Raw genomic sequence first — 19,277 nt, 5'->3', positions numbered from 1 at the left:
GGGAGAGCCCGGCGCCACCCATCAAGCATAGCCAAACCCGTGGCTGTGCAGGAGCGGCCCTCGCTCAGCGCCGGGGAGGCGCCGGGGGCCGTGGCGGCGCAGGTGGCGGCGGCACCTCCAGCGCCTGGCGCCAGGCTGCGGCGTCGACCGCCACCGTCAGTTCGCGCTTGTCGCGGCGCAGCAACAGATAGGCGGTGGCTGCGTTGGAATGACGCAGGGCCTCGGCAAGGTGTTCGACCCGGCGCACCGCCGTGTCGTCCACGCGCAGGATGCGATCGCCACTGCGCACGCCGAAGCGCATTTCCGGGCTGGCGGCCTCCACGCGCACCTGGCCCTCCGTTGAGCGCAATGACAACCGCGCGGCATCCTGGCGCCACTCCAGTGTCTGCGCACTGCCACCGCCGGCCAGCGCCGGCAATGGCAGGAGCAGCATCAGGCACATCGCGCGGGCACGCATCTCACGCGCCCCGCGTGGCGACCGCAGGCGGCACCGCTGCCGCACGCCGCGCCGGCCCGAACACGGCGATCTGGCCCAGCACCCACAGCAGCAGTGCACCCAGCGGCAGGTAGTACAGCGGCATGCGCGGCAGCTCGTACAGGTTCATCAGCGCCAGGTTGATGGCGTAGGCCGCCAGCATGCCCAGCACGATGCCCAGCGTGGCCAGCAGGAAGTTCTCGGTCTGGAAGTAGCGCAGGATCTGCCCGCGGGTCGCGCCCAGCGCACGGCGGATGCCGATCTGCTTGCTGCGCTGCTGCACCCAGAAGCTGGCCAGGCCGATGATGCCCAGCGCGGTGACCACCAGCAGCGAGATGCTGACGGTGATCAGCAGGCCGACCATCGCGCGGTCGTTCTTGAAGAAGTCCTTGCGCTGGTCTTCATAGGTCAGCTTGTCGCGCATCAGCCGGTTGGGGTCGTTGCGTTCCAGCGCGGCGGCACCGGCATCGAGTACTTCCTTGCGGCGTTCCGGCGAAGTGCGCAGCACATACGTGCCACCTTCGTCGAAGGTGCGCCGCATGGGCAGCAGCATCGAGTTGGTCCAGTTGTCATTCCAGCCGTTGGGCGTGCTGAGCGTGTCGACGATGCCGACCACATGCAGCGGCTGCTTGCCCATGTAGTAGGTCTTGCCCAGCGCACTGCCATTGGGTTCCATCTTGGCGGCGGTGGCCTGGGTGAGGATGACCGGGATCGCGTTCTCCTTTGCGCCGCCCTTGCTGGCGTCTTCGAAGTTCTGGTACTCGTCGGGCAGGAAATCGCGGCCTGCGATCAGGTTGATGCCCATCGTGGCCAGCCCGTTCTCGGACAGGGTGTACATCGAGGCGTTGGTGGTCGGCCGTTCCTGGTCGATCACACGCGAAATGCTGCTGCTGGAGGAGCCGTTGCGGAAGGGGACCTGGTTGATGATGGTGACGTTGCTGACACCGGGAATCGCGCGCAGCGATGCCAGGTCCTCGCGGGTGCGGGCCATGGCGTCGGTCTGCTTGCCGATGCCGCTGACGCGCAGCATGACCAGTTCGCTCTCGGCGATGCCGCTGGGCATGCTGATCTTCTCCACGCGCTGGCTGACCAGGAACAGCGCGTTGCAGACGATGGCGCAGGTCAGTGCGACTTCCAGCACGATCAGGGCAGCGGCGGTCTTGTGCCGGCGCAGCGTGCTGAGGATGGGGCGGATGTCCATGGGAGTCCTCGTTCGGGTGCTTACTGCGACTTGAGCTGGATGGCCGGGGTGACCTGCATGGCGCGCCAGGCGGGCAGGAACCCGGCGGCAAGACTGGCGAGCAGGGTCAGGCCCAGCGCGAGCAGCAGCATGTTGCCGTCCAGGTGGGCCAGCTTTGCGTATTCCACCGGTTGCTGGCGCACCGCGAACAGGCCAAGCAGGGCCAGACCGATACCCAGCACGCCACCGACAACGCCGACCGCACCGGCTTCCACCAGGCACTGCAGGAAGATCTGGCCACGGCTGGCACCGAGGGCGCGGCGCACGCCGATCTCTCCACTGCGGCGCAGGAACTTGGCCAGCAGCAGGCCCACCGTGTTGACCAGGCAGACACCCAGGAAGCCCAGCGCCAGCCACAGCTGCAGGCGCACATCGCTGGGGACCGCGCCATTGAAGTCCAGCCATTCCATCACGGTGCGCAGGCGCACGTTCGGCGGATGCTTGAAGCGGCCGGCCTCGCGCTGCTGGGTCGAATAGTTCTCCAGGTAGCGGCGGTAGTCGGCGGCCTTGGCCGGGTCCATCTCCACCCAGTACTGCAGCCACGCGCACGGTGCGTTGAGCGAGTAGCTGTTGCCGTCGGGATTCTCGCCGAAGCAGTTCATGTTGCCGTTGTTGCCCAGCTTCAGGTCGAAGGAGGTGGAGATCGGCAGCAGCAGGTCCTCGTTCTTGCCGTAGCTGCCCGTGGTCAGGTCGTAGAAGTGCGGCTCCGGGCTCCATTCCTTCATCACGCCGACAATGCGGTAGCTCTGCCCTTCCATGCGCAGGTCGCGGCCCACGCTGTTGGCGCCCTGGTACAGCTTGTCATTGAGCGCCTTGGAGATGACCACCACGCGTGCACGGCCTTCATCGTCCTCGCGCGTCCAGGGGCGGCCGTACTGCATGGGCACCTCGAACATCGGGAAGAAGTCGGCCGAGGTCCAGCGGGTGTCGATGCTGAAGGGCTTGAGAGTGCTGTTGTCCGGTTCGATGGTGCCGCCGCCGCCGCTCATCAGTGCCTGGCGCTCGCCCTTGGCCTCGCGCAGCAGGGCTTCACCGTCGAAGCGGGTCAGCTGGGTTTCCGGTTCCTCGCCAGCGACATAGGCGCCGGTCGCGGCATCAAGCTGCACATAGAACAGGCGGTCACTCTTGCCGGGGATCGGGTCACCGGACAGCACATGGAACACCGTCAGCGTGGTCATCGAGGCGCCGATGCCGAGCGCGATAGCGATCACCATCAGCGCGGTCAGTACCTTGTTGCGGCGGAAGCTGCGCACCGCCAATCGGGCGTAGTAGGCGAACATGGTCGGGCCCTCACTCGTTGACGGCGACGATGTGGCGCGGCGGGGTGGCCAGCACCGGCTCGCGCACCAGGTCGGTCACCTGACCATCGACGATGTGCACGTTGCGCTGCGCGCGCGCGGCCAGTTCCGGATCGTGGGTGACCATCACGATGGTGGTGCCGGCAGCGTTGATCTCCTCCAGCAGTTCCATCACGCCGCGGGCCATCTGTGTGTCCAGGTTGCCGGTCGGTTCGTCGGCCAGCAGCAGGCGCGGGCTGCCGGCCAGCGCACGCGCGATGGCCGCGCGCTGCTGCTGGCCACCCGACAGTTCATTCGGATAATGCTTCATGCGCGAGCCGAGGCCGACCTGGCTCAGCGCCTTCTCGATACGTTCGCGGCGCTCGTTGGCGCTCATCTTCCGATAGCGCAGCGGCACGTCGACGTTGTCGAACAGGTTCAGGTCGGGGATCAGGTTGAAGCCCTGGAAGATGAAGCCGATCTTCTGGTTGCGCAGGCGGCTGCGGGCGTCGTCGCCCAGCGTGCTCACGTCCTGGCCGTCAAGCATGTAGGTGCCGCTGGTGAAGGTTTCCAGCAGGCCGGCGATGTTGAGGAAGGTGGTCTTGCCGGAGCCTGACGGGCCGGTGACGGCGACGAACTCACCTTCCTTGACCTGCAGTTCCAGCGAGCGCAGTGCGTGGGTTTCCACCTGTTCGGTGCGGAAGACCTTGGCGACCGAACGCATTTCGAGCATGTACATGGGGTGTCCTCTCTCCAGGATTCAGGTATCAGGTATCAGTTGACGGAGACGCGTTCGGCGTCCTTGAACAGGTCGCTGCCAGAGACCACGATGCGGTCGCCCGGCTGCACACCCGACTTGATTTCCACTTCGCCCAGGCTGCTGACGCCCAGTTCCACCGGACGCCGCACTGCGGTGCGGCCATCCATCACGTAGGCGATGCCGTTGCCCTGTTCGACGAACGGGCCGCGCTCGACCTTCAGCACGTCCTTGCGGGTGTCGAGCAGCACGCGCACCGACATCCGCTGGCTCTGGCGCAGGCCTTCCGGCTGCGCGCTGGCGAAGCGCACGCGGGCGTTGACCTCGCCGTTGACCACTTCCGGCGACACCGCACTGATCTCGCCCGGGAACGGCTTGCCGTTGCCGCCGGTCAGCTGCGCCGGCATGCCGATCGCCAGGTCGCGGGCGAAGCTCTCCGGCACCTTGATCTCGACCTCGAACTTGGACAGGTCGACCACGCCCAGCACGGGCGCATTGGCGGCCAGGTTGGTGGACTGGACGGCCTGCACCTGGCCGACCTGGCCGTCAAACGGCGCGCGCAGGGTCAGCGCGTCCACCTGGCGCTGCACCTCGGCCACCACCGCCTTCTGGCGGTCGGCCAGCAGGCGCTTGTTGCGGGCGTCCAGGTCAGCGCCCTGGCTCTGCAGGCGTGCATCGGTGGTGGCGTTGGCCAGGGTGATGTCGGCCTTCTTCAGCGAGTCCTTGGCCTTGGCCAGATCGATCTGCGGTACTGCACCGCCGTCGTAACCGCGCTGGTAGCGCTGCAGGTCGCGGTCGGCGGCCTGCCGCTCGATGGTGGCCTGGTCGGTTTCCTTGCGCGACTTGGCGCGGGCCAGGGTGGCGTCCAGCGCGGCGCGGCTGGCCTCGGCTTCCAGGCCGGCCAGGGTGGCCTGCTCCTGGGCCAGCTTGCTGCGCAGTTCCGGGCTGTCGATGACCGCCAGCTCCTGGTCCTTCTTGACCACGTCACCGGCAACGACTTTCAGGTCCACGGTACCGGCCGAGATGGCGTACAGGATCGGGCTGTTGGCGGCAATCACCCGACCGTCGGCGGCGATGTCGCGGACCAGGTCGCCGCGCTTCACTTCGGCGATGCGCACGCGGCTGCTGTCGTAGGAGCGGCTGGCGTTGGACCAGGCGTACACGGCCCAGCCGATGCCGGCCAGCAGCGCGATGGCGCCCAGTGCCGGCCAGCGGTAACGCTGCCAGTTGGCGCGGGTGGTGCCGGCCGGGGCGGAGGAAACGATCTGGTCCTGTGCGGAGGTGTCGCGGATCATCGGGTGCGTGCCTGACGGTGGTAGTGGGTACCAAGCACGTAGCGTGCCAACTTTATTTCCTTGTGGGTCAATGGGTTGGGAGGCGCCCTGAAGTGTCCGGGTGTCCGCGGACACCTTTCCGGACACTTTCATTAAGCGGACAGGAGGGGGAGCGCGGGCCCGCAGGCTAGAATGCGGCGATCGTCTTCAAGGAAACGCGTGACATGTGTGGAATCGTGGGTGCGATCGCTGATCGCGACGTAGTGCCGGTGCTGATCGAAGGCCTGAAGCGCCTTGAGTACCGTGGTTACGATTCCTCGGGCATCGCGGTGATCGACCATGCCGAACGGCCGGATGTGCGCCGCGTGCGTCGTACCGGCCGTGTGTCGGAAATGGCCACTGCGGCCGAGGCCGAGGGCTTCAATGCAGTGCTGGGCATCGGCCACACCCGCTGGGCCACCCACGGTGGTGTCACCGAGGCCAACGCGCATCCGCACATCAGCCACGGCGTGGCGCTGGTGCACAACGGCATCATCGAAAATCACGAGGAGCAGCGCGAGAAGCTGCGTGCCCTGGGTTACACCTTCGAGTCGCAGACCGACACCGAAGTCATCGCGCACCTGATCCATCACCACCTGAAGGACGGCGACGACCTGCTGGTGGCGCTGCAGCATACGGTGAAGGAGCTGACCGGTGCCTACGCACTGGCCGTGGTCAGCCGCGCCGAGCCGGAACGCTTCGTCTGCGCGCGCATGGGCTGCCCGCTGCTGATCGGCCTGGGCGAGGGCGAGAACTTCGTGGCGTCCGACGTCTCGGCGGTGATCTCGGCCACCCGCAAGGTGATCTTCCTGGAAGAGGGCGACACCGCGGAGATCCGCCGCGACGGTGTGCGTATCTTCGACGAGCACGACCAGCCGATCGAGCGCGAGGTGCACCTGTCCGACGTATCGCTGGCATCGCTGGAGCTGGGCCCGTACCGCCACTTCATGCAGAAGGAAATCCACGAGCAGCCGCGCGCGCTGGGCGACACCATCGAGGCAGCGATCGACGCCGGTGGTTTCCCGGCCGAACTGTTCGGCAAGAATGCCGAGGCCGTGCTGTCCGGCATCGAAGGCGTGCAGATCATCGCCTGCGGCACCAGCTATTACGCCGGCCTGACCGCGCGCTACTGGATCGAAGCCATCGCCGGGCTGCCGTGCAGCGTGGAGATTGCCAGCGAGTACCGCTACCGCGCCGCGTATGCCAACCCGAAGCACCTGATCGTCACCATCTCCCAGTCCGGCGAAACGCTGGATACGATGGAGGCGTTGAAGTACGCCAAGTCGCTGGGCCACAGGCACACGCTGTCGATCTGCAACGTGCCGGAAAGCGCGATTCCGCGCGCCAGCGAGCTGGTCTGCTACACCCGCGCCGGCGCCGAGATCGGCGTGGCCTCGACCAAGGCCTTCACCACCCAGCTGGCCGCACTGTTCCAGCTGACCGTGGTGCTGGGCAAGCTGCATGGCCGCATCGACGCGGCGCAGGAAGCGGACTACCTGGAGCAGCTGCGCTTCCTGCCGGGCAGCGTGCAGCACGCGCTGAACATGGAGCCGCAGATCGCCGCCTGGGCCGAGCGTTTCGCCCGCAAGAGCAGTGCGCTGTTCCTGGGTCGTGGCCTGCATTACCCGATCGCGCTGGAAGGCGCGCTCAAGCTCAAGGAAATCTCCTACATCCACGCCGAGGCCTACCCGGCGGGCGAGCTGAAGCATGGCCCGCTGGCGCTGGTGGACGAGGACATGCCGGTAGTGGTGATCGCGCCCAACGACAGCCTGCTGGAGAAGGTGAAGTCGAACATGCAGGAAGTGCGCGCGCGCGGCGGCGAGCTGTTCGTGTTCGCCGACCAGGACAGCAACTTCAACGAGTCCGAAGGCGTGCATGTGATCCGCACGCCGCGCCATGCCGGCGTGCTCAGCCCGATCGTGCACACCATCCCGGTGCAGCTGCTGGCGTACCACACCGCACTGGCACGTGGCACCGACGTGGACAAGCCACGCAACCTGGCCAAGAGCGTGACGGTGGAGTAACTCCGCCGGAACCGCTGGAAGCTGCATGCGAAAGGGGCCCCACGTGGGCCCCTTTCGTTTGCGCCGGTGGTCGTGCCAAGTGGGACAGCCGCCGGGTGTTCTGTCCGCTGTCGGCAGCAGGCAATCAATCTTTAATGCGCGACATCGCCTGTATTCAGCGGCGGTTTCAGCCGCGGTGCCATTCTCTGGATCGTCAGTTGGTTCCCACGACGAACTGTCCTATCGATGCCGGTAGTGACCGATGGTCGCAGTCGTAGAATCGATTTGACCGAGGGCCGGGTTGAGCGGTTGAACCCACCTCGTTCGCGTTGCAGCACGTCGTCTGCCGATCCATTTCCACCGGCAGCCGGGTGCGCCAGACGTGCGCTGAAAGGTCTGTTCCCGGGGAGGGGGCGTATCGGAAGAGCACACTTTTTTGACTTCAGTGACCTGCACCAGGAAACAAGAATGAACGTCCGCGAACTCCTGCAATCCAAGAAAGAAGCTGTCATCACCATCGACGCCGAAGACACCATCGGTGCCGCCGCCCACAAGATGAGCGCGAACAAGATCGCTGCGCTGGTGGTGATGAAGGACGATGCCCCGGTCGGCATCATTTCCGAGAAGGACATCGTGCGCACCCTGGCCGACGACGGCCCGCAGGCCGGCCGCCGGGTGATTTCCAGCCTGCCGTCCACCGGCCTGGAAGGCATTGCGCCGGAAGCGACCCTGAAGCAGGCCATGTCGCTGATGACATACTCGCGGCGCCGTCATCTGATGGTCACCGAAGGCACCCGACTGGTTGGCATCCTCAGCCTGGGTGACATCGTGAAGAACCTGCTGGGCGAGCTGGAGCTGGAAAAGGCCGTGCTGCAGGACATCTACATGGCCGCCCACTGAGGGCTGGACCCTTGGATGCAGAGAAGCCGGGCATTGCCCGGCTTCTTCGTTCACTGCTTCGGTGATATCAGAAAGTGACCTTCACCGAATCGGCGCTGTAGTTCGCCGGACCGTGATAGACCACTTCGATGTTGTTGCCATCCGGATCGAGCACAAAGGCGCCGTAGTAGCCGGGATGGTAGGGGCGCTCGCCGGGTGCGCCGTTGTCTTTGCCTCCGGCGGCGATGGCCGCAGTGTGGAAGGCATCGACGGTGGCGCTGTCGCGTGCCTGGAACGCCAGATGGTGGCGCCCGGTCAGCTGGCCGGCGGCGGCCTCGCTGCTGGCGCTGGAAATGAACAGCTCATCGGCCCAGAAGTAATCCTCGCCTTCACCGGCGATCGGGATGCCGATCGTATCGAACACCGCCTGGTAGAAGCGCCGGCTGGCGGCCAGGTCGCGCACTACCAGCTGGATGTGGTCGATCAGGCGGCCACGGTGCAGTTCCATCGTTTCCATACGAACCTCGCAAAAAAGGGGACGGAGGGGATTAAGTCGCTTCCAGCCAATAGTGCCAGAAACGACTTAATCCCCTCCGTCCCCTTTTTGGGTCAGACGTTGGAGATGATCTCGACCCAGTAGCCGTCCGGGTCCTTGATGAAGGCCAGGTTCTTCATGCGGCCGTCGGTCAGGCGCTTCTGGAAGGTCACGCCCAGGTCCTCGAAGCGCTGGCAGGCGGCTTCGATGTCCGGCACGGACACGCAGATGTGGCCGAAGCCGCGCGGGTCGCTGTTGCCGTCGTGGTAGACCGCGCCGTCCTGGGTTTCGGTGCCGTGGTTATGGGTCAGTTCCAGCACACCCGGCAGGCCGGCCATCCACACGCGGCGCTGGCTGTCGTCTTCCGGCACCACCGCGCCGGCCGGTACGTAGGCCAGGAAGTACAGGCTGAACTGGGCGTCCGGGAAGTCGCGCTTGTCGATCAGCTGGTAGCCGAGCACGCGGGTGTAGAAGTCCAGCGAGGCGGTGATGTCCTTCACCCGCAGCATGGTGTGGTTGAACACGAAGCCGGTGGTTTCGGCCGGGGCCTGGGCGGCGACGCCGGGGACATCGCGCAGGGCGGGAATGGTCATGGGGGAGGTCCTTCAGACAGGGCCGTTGCTGGCCGGATGGGGCCATTCTACCGGCCGTCACCTGACGGCACCGCGACGTACAATGGGCGGATCGCACCGTTCCGTTCTGAGCATTGCCCGCCATGTCGCAGCGTGAATGGGTGGCTGCCGCCATCCGCAAGATCGAAGCCGATTTCAACCGTTCCGCCGATACCCACCTGATCCCGCTGGCGCTGCCCGGGTTCGCGGGCATCGATGTGTACCTGAAGGATGAATCGAGCCATCCCACCGGCAGCCTGAAACACCGGCTGGCGCGCTCGCTGTTCCTGTATGCGTTGACCAACGGCTGGCTGCGCGAAGGACGGCCGGTGATCGAGGCCTCCAGCGGGTCGACGGCAGTGTCCGAGGCCTATTTCGCGCGCCTGCTGGGGGTGCCGTTCATTGCGGTGATTCCGGCCACGACCTCCCCAGAGAAGATTGCGGCCATCGAGTTCCACGGGGGCCGCTGCCACCTGGTCGAGCGCGCCTGCGAACTCAACGGTGAATCGGAGAAGCTGGCCCGCGAAACCGGTGGCCACTTCATGGACCAGTTCACCTATGCCGAGCGTGCCACCGACTGGCGCGCCAACAACAACATTGCCGAGTCCATCTTCAAGCAGATGGCCGAGGAGCCCAGCCCGGTTCCGGAATGGATCGTGTGCAGCCCCGGTACCGGCGGTACCGCAGCGACGCTGGGCCGCTATGTCAGCTACCGCCGGCATGACACCCGCATCCTTTGCGCGGACCCGGAAGTGTCGGTGTTCTTCGATGGCTATCAGGCTGCCGTGGCCGGCCAGCAGGACTGGCGCGGCCTGACCTGCAGCGGCGGTTCGCGCGTGGAAGGCATCGGCCGGCCGCGGGTGGAGCCGAGCTTCATCCCGACCAGCGTCGATGCGATGGTGAAGGTGCCCGACGCGCTGAGCCTGGCCGCGATGCGCCATGTCAGCCGCCAGCTCGGTCGACGCGTGGGTGGCTCCACCGGCACCAACTTCATCGGTGTGCTGCAGGCCGCGCAGTGGATGCGAGACGCGGGCCACCAGGGCAGCATTGTCAGCATCCTGTGCGACAGTGGCGAGCGCTACGCGCAGAGCTATTACGACCCGGCGTGGTACGCGCGCCAGGGCATCGATGTCGACGGCGCCGATGCGCAGCTGGCGGCGGCAGTGGCCGGGCAGGGGCTGCCGGAACTGCCGTGGTGCAGCCTGGAAGCGTTGTAGAGCCCTTGTAGAGGCGAGCCATGCTCGACTCCGGGAAAGAGCCGTCGAGCATGGCTCGACGCTACAGATTCAGTACCCCGCCGCGGTGAACGCATCCAGTACTGCATCGCGCAGCGCATCGGGCAAGGCCTCGATGTCCATCGCGCGATCATCCAGATGCAGGCTCGGGTCCAGGATGCTGGCACGGCCCTGGGCCAGCGCCTGCAGCCACAGCAGCACGCAGATCACGAACTCGCGCTCATGGCCCAGCCGCAGTTGGCTGGCGCCGCGCTCGATCACCTCGAACGGGTACCACTCCTGGGCATCGTTGAAGGTGCCGCCCTGCTGCAGCACTGCCTGCAGTTGCTGCAGGTGACGTGGGGCGTCGTCGCCGGCATCGCACAATGCGGCGATCCAGGTCAGTTCGGCCGGGCTGGCGGACAATGCCAGTGACCGGGCCGGTGAGGCGGATGCAACTGCAGCCAGACCTTCCATGTAGGGCCTCGTTCAGTACCTACCGCTGCGGACTCCCCCGCAGCCAGAGCTTCGATGCGTGACCGTAAGGCCGATGTGAATGCCGCGCCCCCTTGTCAGCCACGCCTGCCAGCGCCATATCTACCAAGCTGCCCGCCCGCCGGGCCCGTTCCCTGGAGATCTGCCGTGACCGTTGCCAACCCCCTGCTCGATTTTTCCGGCCTGCCGCGCTTCGAGGCCATCCGCCCCGAGCACGTGGCACCGGCGCTGGACGTGCTGCTGGCCGAGGCCGAAGCCGCCGTCAGCGCGGCCGAGCAGGTGCAGCCGGTGCGCTGGGAGACCTTCGTGGCCCCGCTGGATGACGCCACCGAGCGCCTGTGGCGCGCCTGGGGCCTGGTCGGCCACCTGCAGGGCGTGGTCAACACCCCGGAACTGCGTGAGGCCTACAACAGCAACCTGCCGCGGGTGACCCGCTTCGCCAGTGCGCTCAGCCAGAACCTGGCGTTGTACCGGCAGTACCAGACACTGGCCGCCAGCACCGAGGCGGCGCGCTTCGACGAGGCCCAGCGCAAGGTGCTGGACAACACGCTGCGTGACTTCCGCCTCGGCGGCGCCGAGCTGGCGCCGGAGGCGCAGCAGCGCTTCGCGGCGATCAAGGAAGAACTGTCGGCGCTGTCGGCGAAGTTCTCGCAGAACGTTCTTGACGCTACCGATGCCTGGTCGCTGATCGTCGAGGACGAAGCGCGATTGAAGGGCCTGCCGGAAGACGTGAAGGCCGCCGCGCATGCCGCAGCACAGAAGGACGGCAAGTCTGGCTGGAAACTGACCCTGCAGATGCCGTGCTACCTGCCGGTGCAGACCTGGGGTGAGGACCGCGACCTGCGCGAGATCCTGTACCGTGCCAGCGCACAGCGTGCGTCCGAATTCGGCGATGACACGCTGGACAACAGCGGCAACATCGACCGCATCCTCGCCCTGCGCGCGGAACTCGCCGCACTGCTCGGCTTCGGTTCGTATGGTGACTATTCTGTGGCCACCAAGATGGCGCAGGACCCGGCCGAGGTGCTCGGTTTCCTGCGCGACCTGGCCACGCGCGCCAAGCCGTTCGCCGCCAAGGACCGCGCTGAGCTGGAGCAGTTTGCACGCGAACAGCTCGACATCGACAGCCTGCAGGCCTGGGACCTGGCGTTCGCCGCCGACCGTCTGAAGCAGGCGCGCTACAGCTACTCCGAGCAGGAGGTGAAGCAGTACTTCACCGAACCGAAGGTGCTGGGCGGCCTGTTCTCGGTGATCGAGCAGCTGTACGGCCTGCGCGTGCAGGAGGACAGCGCGCCGGTGTGGCACGAGGATGTGCGCTTCTTCCGCCTGGTCGATGCGCAGGGTGCGCTGGTGGGCCAGTTCTACCTGGACCTGTACGCGCGCGAAGGCAAGCGCGGTGGCGCGTGGATGGATGATTGCCGTAACCGCCGCGTGCGTGGGGATGGCAGCGTGCAGACGCCGCTGGTCTACCTGGTGTGCAACTTCGGCCGTGGTGCCAACGGCAAGCCGGCGACCTTCAGCCACAACGAAGTAACCACGTTGTTCCATGAGATGGGCCACGGCCTGCACCAGCTGCTGACCCGCATCGGCGAACTGGGTGTGGCCGGCATCAACGGCGTGGAATGGGACGCGGTGGAGCTGCCCAGCCAGTTCATGGAGAACTTCTGCTGGGAATGGGACCACCTGCAGGGCATGACCGCGCATGTTGAAACGGGTGAGCCGCTGCCGCGCGCGCTGTACGAGCGCATGCTGGCCGCGCGCAATTTCCACAGCGGCATGGCCACCGTTCGCCAGCTGGAGTTCGGCCTGTTCGACATGCTGCTGCACAGCCAGTTCGAACCGGCGCAGGACAGCGTGCTGGCACTGCTCGACCGCGTGCGTGCGGAAGTGGCAGTGAACCACCCGCCGGTCTGGAACCGCTTCCCGCATCAGTTCAGCCACATCTTCGCCGGCGGCTACGCAGCCGGTTACTACAGCTACAAGTGGGCCGAGGTGCTGAGCGCCGATGCCTATGCGGCGTTCGAGGAGGCGCCGCAGGCGCTGGCTGAAACCGGCGCGCGCTTCCGCGAAGAGATCCTGTCGCGCGGTGGCAGCCGCCCGGCGGCGGAGAACTTCAAGGCCTTCCGCGGCCGCGCGCCTCAGATCGACGCGCTGCTGCGCCACTCGGGCATGGCGTAAGGTGTTTGGTAGGTGCCAACCTTGGTTGGCACGTTACCGCGATCCACGCATGGCGTGGATCTACCGGAATGTTCGGACATGGCGTAACGCCTTGGTAGGCGCCAACCTTGGTTGGCGAAAAGCCCAGGCCAACCAAGGTTGGCCTCTACCGGGCGTCGCGCCTTGGGGTCATTCGGCGTAGATCATCTTCCGGGTCATGCCGCCGTCCACGATGAAGTCCTGGCCGGTGGTGAAACCGGACAGCGACGACAGCAGGTACACCGCCAGTGCACCGATGTCTTCGGGGCGGCCGACCCGGCCGACCGGGTGTTGCGCATGGTCGATGGCTGAGTATTCCGGCGCGTGGCGCCGTGAGGGGGCCTGCCACGCAGTGGTGCCGATCCAGCCGGGGCTGATGCTGTTCACACGCACCGCCGGACCGGCGCTGATCGCAAGTGCATGGGTGAAGGCCACCAGCCCACCCTTGGCTGCCGCATAGGCTTCGCTGTGTGCTTCGGATTGCCAGGCGCGGGTGGAGGCGATGTTGATGATCGCACCGGCGGCGCTGGCGGTCAGTGCTGGCAACGTGTGCTTGCTGCACAGGAATGCACCGTGCAGTGACGACAGCCGGCGCTGCCACTCGTCCCAGTCCATATCCTGCAACCCTGTGCCGTGTGGACCGGCGATGCCCGCGTTGTTCACCAGTCCGTCGATACGGCCGAAACGCTGCAGGGCCACGGCGATGAAGTCGCGCACGCTGGCTTCGTCGGTGATGTCCAGGCGCTGGAACGCGGCATCCTCGCCGCGCTGCCATTCCGCCAGACACGCTTCTCCGGCCTCCACGTCCAGGTCGCCGATCAGCACGCGTCCACCGGCACCAAGTACGGCCTGGGCAATACCACGGCCGATGCCGTTGGCACCGCCGGTGACCAGCACAACCTTGCCCGACAGTGGCGCGGCCGGCCATGCGGCGATCGGCGGCACCGTGCTCACGTCAGGTCTTCGCCGCGCAGGCGGCGATGCCAGCCGTCCACACCGATGCGGTCCAGGGTCTGGATGTTGCGCTCGACGATCACGTCCGGGTCCGGATAGACATCCACCGCGCGTGCCACGCTGTCTTCGCGCAGCAGGTGCAGGGTGGGGAAGGGTGCGCGGTTGGTGTAGTTGCTGGCGTCGTCCGCGGCCACGCCATCGAACTGGTAGTCCGGGTGGAAGCTGGCCACCTGCAGGATGCCCTGCAGGTCCAGTGCCTCGATCGCCGCATCGGCGTTGTCGAGGAAATCGTTGTAGTCGAGGAAATCGGTCAGCACCTGCGGATGCACGATCAGCGTCGTGTCGATCTGCTCGGCCGGCGTATCGCGCAGCAGCACCAGCTCCTCGGCCAGCTGTTCAACCAGCGCTTCCGGCGTGGTCGCATCGCTGAGCACGATGCGGACCTGGTCCTTCACGTACACCGCCTTGGCGAACGGGCACAGGTTCAGGCCGATGACGATGCGCTCCAGCCACAGGCGGGTGGCGGCGATCGGGTCATCGGTGGGCAGGTGGGAATCGGTCATGGCGGGCACGTGGGCTGGCGGGGCCGCCATTGTAGGCAGTGTGCCGGTGCTGCGCTGTCCACTGTGCAGGAACTGGACAGTGGCGAAGCTGGAAATTCCTGAAGATTCAAACCGTTGCGCGCTACCGATGGATGGCCGATTGCCAGTCCGGGGCGACGGGCGTGGAATGGATGCACGACACAGGAGGACACCCATGACTGCATCTTCCCCGTGGCTGCCGGACGCCCTCTGGGCCGGCGCCTTCTTTGATGGCCACTGGCAGGCTGCCCCGCAACGGCACCCGGTGATTGAACCGGCCACTGGCCGGGAGCTGGGCGAGATCGGCCTGGCCGACCCGGCGCAGATCGCGCGTTCGGCGGCTGCCGCGGCACAGGCGCAGCAGGCTTGGGCGGCGGCGCCCTACGAACAGCGTGCAGACGTGCTGCGCAAGGCCGCGCGTCTGGCCGAAGAGAACATCGACACCCTGGTCGAGTGGCTGGTGCGCGAAAGCGGCTCGACCCGCCTGAAGGCCGGCTTCGAGGCCAAGGTGACGATCAAGGCGCTGCACGAGGCCGCCGCACTGCCGTCGCGCAGCACGGGTGAGATCCTGCCCTCCGAGCCGGGCAAGCTGAATCTGGCGCGGCGCCGCCCGCTGGGTGTGGTCGGGGTCATTTCGCCGTTCAACTTCCCGCTCTACCTGGCGATGCGTGCGGTGGCCCCGGCGATCGCGCTGGGCAACGCTGTGGTTCTCAAGCCGGACCCGCGTACGGCAGTGTGTGGTGGCGCGGTGATCGCACGCCTGTTCGAGCAGGCGGGCCTGCCGGCAGGCGTGCTGCACATGCTGCCCGGCGATGGCGCGGCCGGGGCCGCGCTGTCCAGTGACCCGCACGTGGCGATGATCCAGTTCACCGGTTCCACCGCCGCCGGGCGCAAGGTCGGCGAAGCGGCGGGCAAGCACCTGAAAAAGGTTTCGCTGGAGTTGGGTGGCAAGAATTCGTTGATCATCCTGGACGATGCGGACCTGGACCTGGCGGTGGCCAACACCGCGTGGGGCGTCTACCTGCACCAGGGCCAGATCTGCATGGCGACCGGCCGCGTGCTGGTGCACCGGAAGATCCATGACACGTTCCTGCAGAAACTGGTGGCCAAGGCCAACGCGCTGAAGGTAGGCGACCCGGCACGTGAGGACGTGGCGATCGGCCCGCTGATCAATGCTGGCCAGCGCGACCATGCTGCACGCGTGGTCGAGCAGGCGGTGCAGGCCGGTGCCACGCTGGAAGCGGGCGGCACGCACCGGGAGCTGTTCTTCGCACCCACCGTGCTCGGCAACGTTGCGGCCGACAATCCGGCCTTCAGCGAGGAAATCTTCGCGCCGGTAGCGGTGGTGGTGCCGTTCGACAATGACGACGAAGCGGTGCGCCTGGCCAACGACAGCGAGTACGGGCTGTCGATGGCGATCGTGTCCAGCAACGTCGGCCGCGCGCTGAAGATCGGCGAGCGCCTGCGTACCGGTCTGCTGCACATCAACGACCAGACCGTGAATGACGAGGTGATCAACCCCTTCGGCGGCGTCGGCGCGTCCGGCAACGGCACCAGCATCGGTGGCCCGGCCAACGGCGAGGAGTTCACCCAGTGGCAGTGGTTGACCGTCAAGGGCGAAGCGCCCGCTTACCCGATCTGATCGAAGGAGCCATCACGATGAACGACAACAACGCAACGCGTGAGATCACCGCCGCCGTGGTACGCGGCAAGGAGCAGCCCTTCGTCATCGAGCAGGCGACGCTGCGCGGTCCCCAGGACGACGAGGTGCTGGTGAAGGTGGTGGCCACCGGCCTGTGCCATACCGACCTGATCGTGCGCGATCAGTACTATCCGGTGCCGCTGCCGGCGGTGCTGGGCCATGAGGGGGCGGGCATCGTCGAAGCGGTTGGCCCGAACGTGCGCGACCTCAAGGCGGGGGATCACGTGGTGCTGACCTACGGCGCCTGTGGTCACTGCAATCCCTGCCGGGGTGGACACGGTGCTTACTGCAGGGATTTCTTCGCCCTGAACTTCGGTGGCGATGATGGCCACGGCCATACCGCCATCACCGATGCGCAGGGCCAGCCGCTGCACGATCATTTCTTCGCCCAGTCCTCGTTTGCCACCTACGCGCTGGCCCGCGAGATCAATGCGATCAAGGTGCCTGATGACGCACCACTGGAACTGCTGGGCCCGCTGGGGTGCGGCATCCAGACCGGTGCCGGTGCGGTGCTCAACTCGCTGCAGGTGCGGTCGGGCAGCAGCTTTGCAAGCTATGGTGCCGGTGCGGTGGGCCTGAGCGCGGTGATGGCGGCCAGGGTGGCCGGGGCCACCACCATCATTGCCATCGACGTGGTGCCTTCGCGCCTGGAGCTTGCTCTGGAGCTGGGGGCCACCCACGTGGTCAACAGCCGGGAGACCGATGTGGTCGAGGCGGTGCGTGCGATCACGGGTGGGGGTGCTGACTTCGCGCTGGAATCAACCGGTCGTCCGGACGTGCTGTCCGCTGGCATCGAAGCGCTCGGTGGGCTGGGCATGATGGGCGTGGTCGGTGCGCCGAAGCTGGGCACCACCGCCAGTTTCGATGTGAACAACCTGCTGCTCGGCGGTCGCAGCATCCGCGGCATCGTCGAGGGCGACAGTGTGCCGCAGGTGTTCATTCCGCAGCTGGTGACCCTGTTCCAGCAGGGACGCTTCCCGTTCGACAAACTGGTGAAGTTCTATCCGCTGGAACAGATCAACCAGGCCGCAGAAGACAGTACCCGTGGCATTACCCTGAAGCCGGTGCTGCGCATCGCGGCGTAGTTTCCCTTGTTGGTAGTGCCGGCCGCTGGCCTGCATGGGGCAGATCCGTTTTCCATAACGGCTCTGCCCCTTTGTTTGAACGCGTCTTGAAACGGAAACGCTCCGTTGCCGGGACGTAACATGGCGTTGCCGCTGGCGGGTGTACGCTGCGTCCATGATGGCCACGACAGTCGGGCAGCAACAACTGGTGGCGGCACGTGCCGCTTTCGCCGACGGCGATGCGCGCTCATTGGGCGTGTTGCCGCTGCCGCTGCAGCAGTCATGGCTGCGTTCGCGCGCGGCGGGCCTGCAGCCGGGGCAGGAGCCGGACTATCGGCCGCTGCTGGGCGATGGCCGCCATCTGTCCCATCCCGATGACCGGCGCCTGGCGCGTTGCGTGCAGCCGGAGCTGGAACAGCTCTGGGCGGCCTTCGGTGGGCGTGGCTGGACGATGTTCTGCGCCAACCGCGACGGCATGGTGATCGCGCAGCAGGCCCACGGGCTGGAAGATGCTCCCTTGCTGCGGCCGATCCAGGTCGGGCGACAGCTGGGCGAGACCGAGATCGGCACCACCGCGCCAGCGGTCAGCCTGGCCGACGATGTGCCGGCACTGGTGCGCGGCAACGAACACTACCTGCAGCGGTTCGCGCCGGTGTTCTGCCTGAGCGAGCCACTGCACGATCTCGACGGTCGGGTCTGCGGAGTGATCGACATCACCGGTCTTGGCGAGCGCGATCCCGCGCTGCTGCAGGGCTATTTCCGGCAGGCTGCGCTGGCCAGCGAAAATCGCTTGTTCCACAGCCTCACCGACGTGCATCTGCTCGCCGTGCAACATGATCCGCGCTGGCTGGCGTCACCGCTGCAGGGGCTGCTGGCGGTGCAGGAGGATGGCCAGCTGCGTGCAGCCAACCGCGTTGCACGGCGCCTGCTGGGCCTGCCACGGCGCGGGCCGTTGCCGCTGCTGGGTCTGGAAGCGCTGTTTGCCGGTGCCAGTGCGGCGCAACGGCGTCGGCTGCTGCAACCGGGCGCAGCGCATCGGGTCCGGCTGGGCGAGGGCAGTGCGGTCTACCTGCAGCGTCTGCAGGGGCCGCGGGGCGCGGCGCACCGGTCTACTGTGCGGAGCACCCCGGCAGATCCAGGCGCGCCGCTGCTGCGTGACCAGCAGCGTGAGGCCGCGCGTCGCGCGGCCCAGGCCGCTGACGGCAACCTCAGCCTGGCCGCACGCCAGTTGGGAATCTCGCGCACCACGCTGTACAAGCTGCTGCGCGATTGACCGCGTAGTCCACCGGGCAGGGCCCGGCGGGGGCATCAGTCGCGGAAGTTGTTGAACTGCAGCGGCAGTTCGAACTTGCCGGCCTTGAGCACGGCGATGGCGTCCTGCAGATCGTCGCGCTTCTTGCCCTGCACGCGCAGCTTGTCGCCGTTGATCTGGCTTTCCACCTTCAGCTTGGCGTCCTTCAGTGCCGCCGCGATCTTCTTGGCGATCTTCTGCTCGATGCCCTGCTTGACGGTGATCTTCTGCCGGGCCTGGGCCAGGTTGGTTTCGATGTCGCCGAACTCCAGGCTGAGCACGTCGATGCCGCGCGCGGCCAGGCGTGCGCGCAGGATGTCGTTCATCTGCTTGAGCTGGAACTCGGTCGGCGCAGTCTGGTTGATGACATCGCCATCGCGTTCGAACTTGGCGTCCACGCCCTTGAAGTCGAAGCGGGTGGCCAGTTCGCGGTTGGCCTGGTCGATGGCGTTGGTCAGCTCGTGGGTGTCGACTTCGGACACGACGTCGAAGGAAGGCATGGGCGATGCTCCGCAGGATTCAGTGGCGGTCATTCTATCGTGCTGGCCCGCATGCCCGCTTTCTGTAGAGTCGAGCCATGCTCGACTCGCTCCCTCCCTTGTAGCGCCGAGCCATGCTCGGCGGCTTTGTGAAGAGCAGTCGAGCATGGCTCGACTCTACAAAACGGCCAGTCGAGCAAGCTCGACTCTA

18 protein-coding genes are annotated in these 19,277 nt (G+C 66.6%); 7 read left to right on the top strand and 11 right to left on the bottom strand.

The genetic code is table 11. From position 1 onward, the window contains the following. Positions 1-64: 64 nt before the first annotated feature. Genes ACZLIB_RS19970 through ACZLIB_RS19950 form a run of 5 tightly spaced genes read right to left on the bottom strand, consistent with a single transcriptional unit; the run spans position 65 to position 5,044 of the window. A complete protein-coding gene (locus ACZLIB_RS19970; protein ID WP_182267888.1) occupies positions 65-442 on the bottom strand; it encodes a PDZ domain-containing protein in 378 nt (125 codons plus the stop codon). Between the two features lie 16 nt (positions 443-458). Further along, positions 459-1,676, bottom strand: a complete 1,218-nt coding sequence (locus ACZLIB_RS19965; RefSeq protein WP_049399196.1) for an ABC transporter permease — start codon at positions 1,674-1,676, stop codon at positions 459-461. 20 nt (positions 1,677-1,696) lie between these two features. Further along, on the bottom strand, positions 1,697-2,995 hold the full coding sequence (locus tag ACZLIB_RS19960; RefSeq protein WP_121504340.1) for an ABC transporter permease: 1,299 nt from the start codon (positions 2,993-2,995) through the stop codon (positions 1,697-1,699). A 10-nt stretch (positions 2,996-3,005) separates the two neighbouring features. Further along, the gene (locus tag ACZLIB_RS19955) at positions 3,006-3,731 is read right to left on the bottom strand and encodes an ABC transporter ATP-binding protein (protein WP_032129038.1); all 726 of its coding nucleotides are present in this window, start codon (positions 3,729-3,731) and stop codon (positions 3,006-3,008) included. A gap of 35 nt (positions 3,732-3,766) precedes the next feature. Further along, entirely contained in the window at positions 3,767-5,044 is a 1,278-nt protein-coding gene (locus ACZLIB_RS19950; RefSeq protein WP_049399200.1) for an efflux RND transporter periplasmic adaptor subunit, read from the bottom strand. A gap of 203 nt (positions 5,045-5,247) precedes the next feature. On the opposite strand from ACZLIB_RS19950, the gene glmS reads away from it, so the two are divergent. Together glmS and ACZLIB_RS19940 are read left to right on the top strand one after the other, a co-directional pair. After that, positions 5,248-7,086 (top strand): glutamine--fructose-6-phosphate transaminase (isomerizing), encoded by a 1,839-nt coding sequence (gene glmS / locus ACZLIB_RS19945; RefSeq protein ID WP_071228878.1) that lies wholly within the window; start codon positions 5,248-5,250, stop codon positions 7,084-7,086. A 447-nt stretch (positions 7,087-7,533) separates the two neighbouring features. Then, positions 7,534-7,965, top strand: coding sequence for a CBS domain-containing protein (locus ACZLIB_RS19940; protein WP_010481344.1), 432 nt, complete (start codon positions 7,534-7,536; stop codon positions 7,963-7,965). Between the two features lie 67 nt (positions 7,966-8,032). Here the strand turns inward: ACZLIB_RS19940 and ACZLIB_RS19935 are convergent, their stop codons facing one another. Continuing rightward, complete coding sequence (locus ACZLIB_RS19935) at positions 8,033-8,461, bottom strand: VOC family protein (RefSeq protein WP_032129035.1); 429 nt, start codon at positions 8,459-8,461, stop codon at positions 8,033-8,035. A 92-nt stretch (positions 8,462-8,553) separates the two neighbouring features. Continuing rightward, positions 8,554-9,072 (bottom strand): lactoylglutathione lyase, encoded by a 519-nt coding sequence (gene gloA / locus ACZLIB_RS19930; RefSeq protein ID WP_032129034.1) that lies wholly within the window; start codon positions 9,070-9,072, stop codon positions 8,554-8,556. 122 nt (positions 9,073-9,194) lie between these two features. Here gloA and ACZLIB_RS19925 point away from each other — a divergent pair, with 122 nt between their 5' ends. Further along, the gene (locus ACZLIB_RS19925; RefSeq protein ID WP_121504343.1) at positions 9,195-10,307 is read left to right on the top strand and encodes a PLP-dependent cysteine synthase family protein; all 1,113 of its coding nucleotides are present in this window, start codon (positions 9,195-9,197) and stop codon (positions 10,305-10,307) included. Between the two features lie 69 nt (positions 10,308-10,376). On the opposite strand, the gene ACZLIB_RS19920 is transcribed toward ACZLIB_RS19925, so the two are convergent. Next, the gene (locus tag ACZLIB_RS19920) at positions 10,377-10,781 is read right to left on the bottom strand and encodes a hypothetical protein (protein ID WP_005411111.1); all 405 of its coding nucleotides are present in this window, start codon (positions 10,779-10,781) and stop codon (positions 10,377-10,379) included. 165 nt (positions 10,782-10,946) lie between these two features. Here ACZLIB_RS19920 and ACZLIB_RS19915 point away from each other — a divergent pair, with 165 nt between their 5' ends. Next, complete coding sequence (locus tag ACZLIB_RS19915; protein ID WP_478468514.1) at positions 10,947-12,977, top strand: M3 family metallopeptidase; 2,031 nt, start codon at positions 10,947-10,949, stop codon at positions 12,975-12,977. 168 nt (positions 12,978-13,145) lie between these two features. Here ACZLIB_RS19915 and ACZLIB_RS19910 read toward each other — a convergent pair whose 3' ends face one another. Next, entirely contained in the window at positions 13,146-13,949 is an 804-nt protein-coding gene (locus ACZLIB_RS19910; protein ID WP_049460889.1) for an SDR family oxidoreductase, read from the bottom strand. Then, on the bottom strand, positions 13,946-14,512 hold the full coding sequence (locus ACZLIB_RS19905) for a DUF1415 domain-containing protein (RefSeq protein WP_032129027.1): 567 nt from the start codon (positions 14,510-14,512) through the stop codon (positions 13,946-13,948). Before ACZLIB_RS19905 ends, ACZLIB_RS19910 begins: the two co-directional genes overlap by 4 nt. A 193-nt stretch (positions 14,513-14,705) precedes the next feature. Between ACZLIB_RS19905 and ACZLIB_RS19900 the strand changes: the two genes are divergently transcribed. The 3 genes from ACZLIB_RS19900 (at position 14,706) to ACZLIB_RS19890 (ending at position 18,569) form a co-directional block, all read left to right on the top strand. Further along, on the top strand, positions 14,706-16,172 hold the full coding sequence (locus ACZLIB_RS19900) for a benzaldehyde dehydrogenase (RefSeq protein ID WP_164080133.1): 1,467 nt from the start codon (positions 14,706-14,708) through the stop codon (positions 16,170-16,172). A 17-nt stretch (positions 16,173-16,189) separates the two neighbouring features. Continuing rightward, complete coding sequence (locus tag ACZLIB_RS19895; protein WP_049421406.1) at positions 16,190-17,317, top strand: NAD(P)-dependent alcohol dehydrogenase; 1,128 nt, start codon at positions 16,190-16,192, stop codon at positions 17,315-17,317. A 157-nt stretch (positions 17,318-17,474) separates the two neighbouring features. Beyond that, entirely contained in the window at positions 17,475-18,569 is a 1,095-nt protein-coding gene (locus ACZLIB_RS19890; protein ID WP_239669742.1) for a helix-turn-helix domain-containing protein, read from the top strand. 35 nt (positions 18,570-18,604) lie between these two features. On the opposite strand, the gene ACZLIB_RS19885 is transcribed toward ACZLIB_RS19890, so the two are convergent. Continuing rightward, complete coding sequence (locus tag ACZLIB_RS19885; RefSeq protein ID WP_006471121.1) at positions 18,605-19,087, bottom strand: YajQ family cyclic di-GMP-binding protein; 483 nt, start codon at positions 19,085-19,087, stop codon at positions 18,605-18,607. Between the last annotated feature and the right edge of the window lie 190 nt (positions 19,088-19,277).

Source organism: Stenotrophomonas sp. 220_Sma, assembly GCF_056487375.1.
The sequence above is the reverse complement of the archived record's forward strand: the minus strand, read 5'-3'. Positions and strand labels throughout refer to the sequence as shown.

Excerpts from the sequence above, each read along its gene's own strand:
- ACZLIB_RS19900 (WP_164080133.1), top strand. The coding sequence starts at position 14,706 with ATGACTGCATCTTCCCCGTGGCTGCCGGACGCCCTCTGGGCCGGCGCC.
- ACZLIB_RS19960 (WP_121504340.1), bottom strand. The coding sequence starts at position 2,995 with ATGTTCGCCTACTACGCCCGATTGGCGGTGCGCAGCTTCCGCCGCAAC.
- ACZLIB_RS19970 (WP_182267888.1), bottom strand. The coding sequence starts at position 442 with ATGTGCCTGATGCTGCTCCTGCCATTGCCGGCGCTGGCCGGCGGTGGC.
- ACZLIB_RS19950 (WP_049399200.1), bottom strand. The coding sequence starts at position 5,044 with ATGATCCGCGACACCTCCGCACAGGACCAGATCGTTTCCTCCGCCCCG.
- ACZLIB_RS19940 (WP_010481344.1), top strand. The coding sequence starts at position 7,534 with ATGAACGTCCGCGAACTCCTGCAATCCAAGAAAGAAGCTGTCATCACC.
- ACZLIB_RS19905 (WP_032129027.1), bottom strand. The coding sequence starts at position 14,512 with ATGACCGATTCCCACCTGCCCACCGATGACCCGATCGCCGCCACCCGC.
- glmS (WP_071228878.1), top strand. The coding sequence starts at position 5,248 with ATGTGTGGAATCGTGGGTGCGATCGCTGATCGCGACGTAGTGCCGGTG.
- ACZLIB_RS19965 (WP_049399196.1), bottom strand. The coding sequence starts at position 1,676 with ATGGACATCCGCCCCATCCTCAGCACGCTGCGCCGGCACAAGACCGCC.
- ACZLIB_RS19955 (WP_032129038.1), bottom strand. The coding sequence starts at position 3,731 with ATGTACATGCTCGAAATGCGTTCGGTCGCCAAGGTCTTCCGCACCGAA.
- ACZLIB_RS19895 (WP_049421406.1), top strand. The coding sequence starts at position 16,190 with ATGAACGACAACAACGCAACGCGTGAGATCACCGCCGCCGTGGTACGC.
- ACZLIB_RS19890 (WP_239669742.1), top strand. The coding sequence starts at position 17,475 with ATGGCCACGACAGTCGGGCAGCAACAACTGGTGGCGGCACGTGCCGCT.
- gloA (WP_032129034.1), bottom strand. The coding sequence starts at position 9,072 with ATGACCATTCCCGCCCTGCGCGATGTCCCCGGCGTCGCCGCCCAGGCC.
- ACZLIB_RS19935 (WP_032129035.1), bottom strand. The coding sequence starts at position 8,461 with ATGGAAACGATGGAACTGCACCGTGGCCGCCTGATCGACCACATCCAG.
- ACZLIB_RS19925 (WP_121504343.1), top strand. The coding sequence starts at position 9,195 with ATGTCGCAGCGTGAATGGGTGGCTGCCGCCATCCGCAAGATCGAAGCC.
- ACZLIB_RS19920 (WP_005411111.1), bottom strand. The coding sequence starts at position 10,781 with ATGGAAGGTCTGGCTGCAGTTGCATCCGCCTCACCGGCCCGGTCACTG.
- ACZLIB_RS19885 (WP_006471121.1), bottom strand. The coding sequence starts at position 19,087 with ATGCCTTCCTTCGACGTCGTGTCCGAAGTCGACACCCACGAGCTGACC.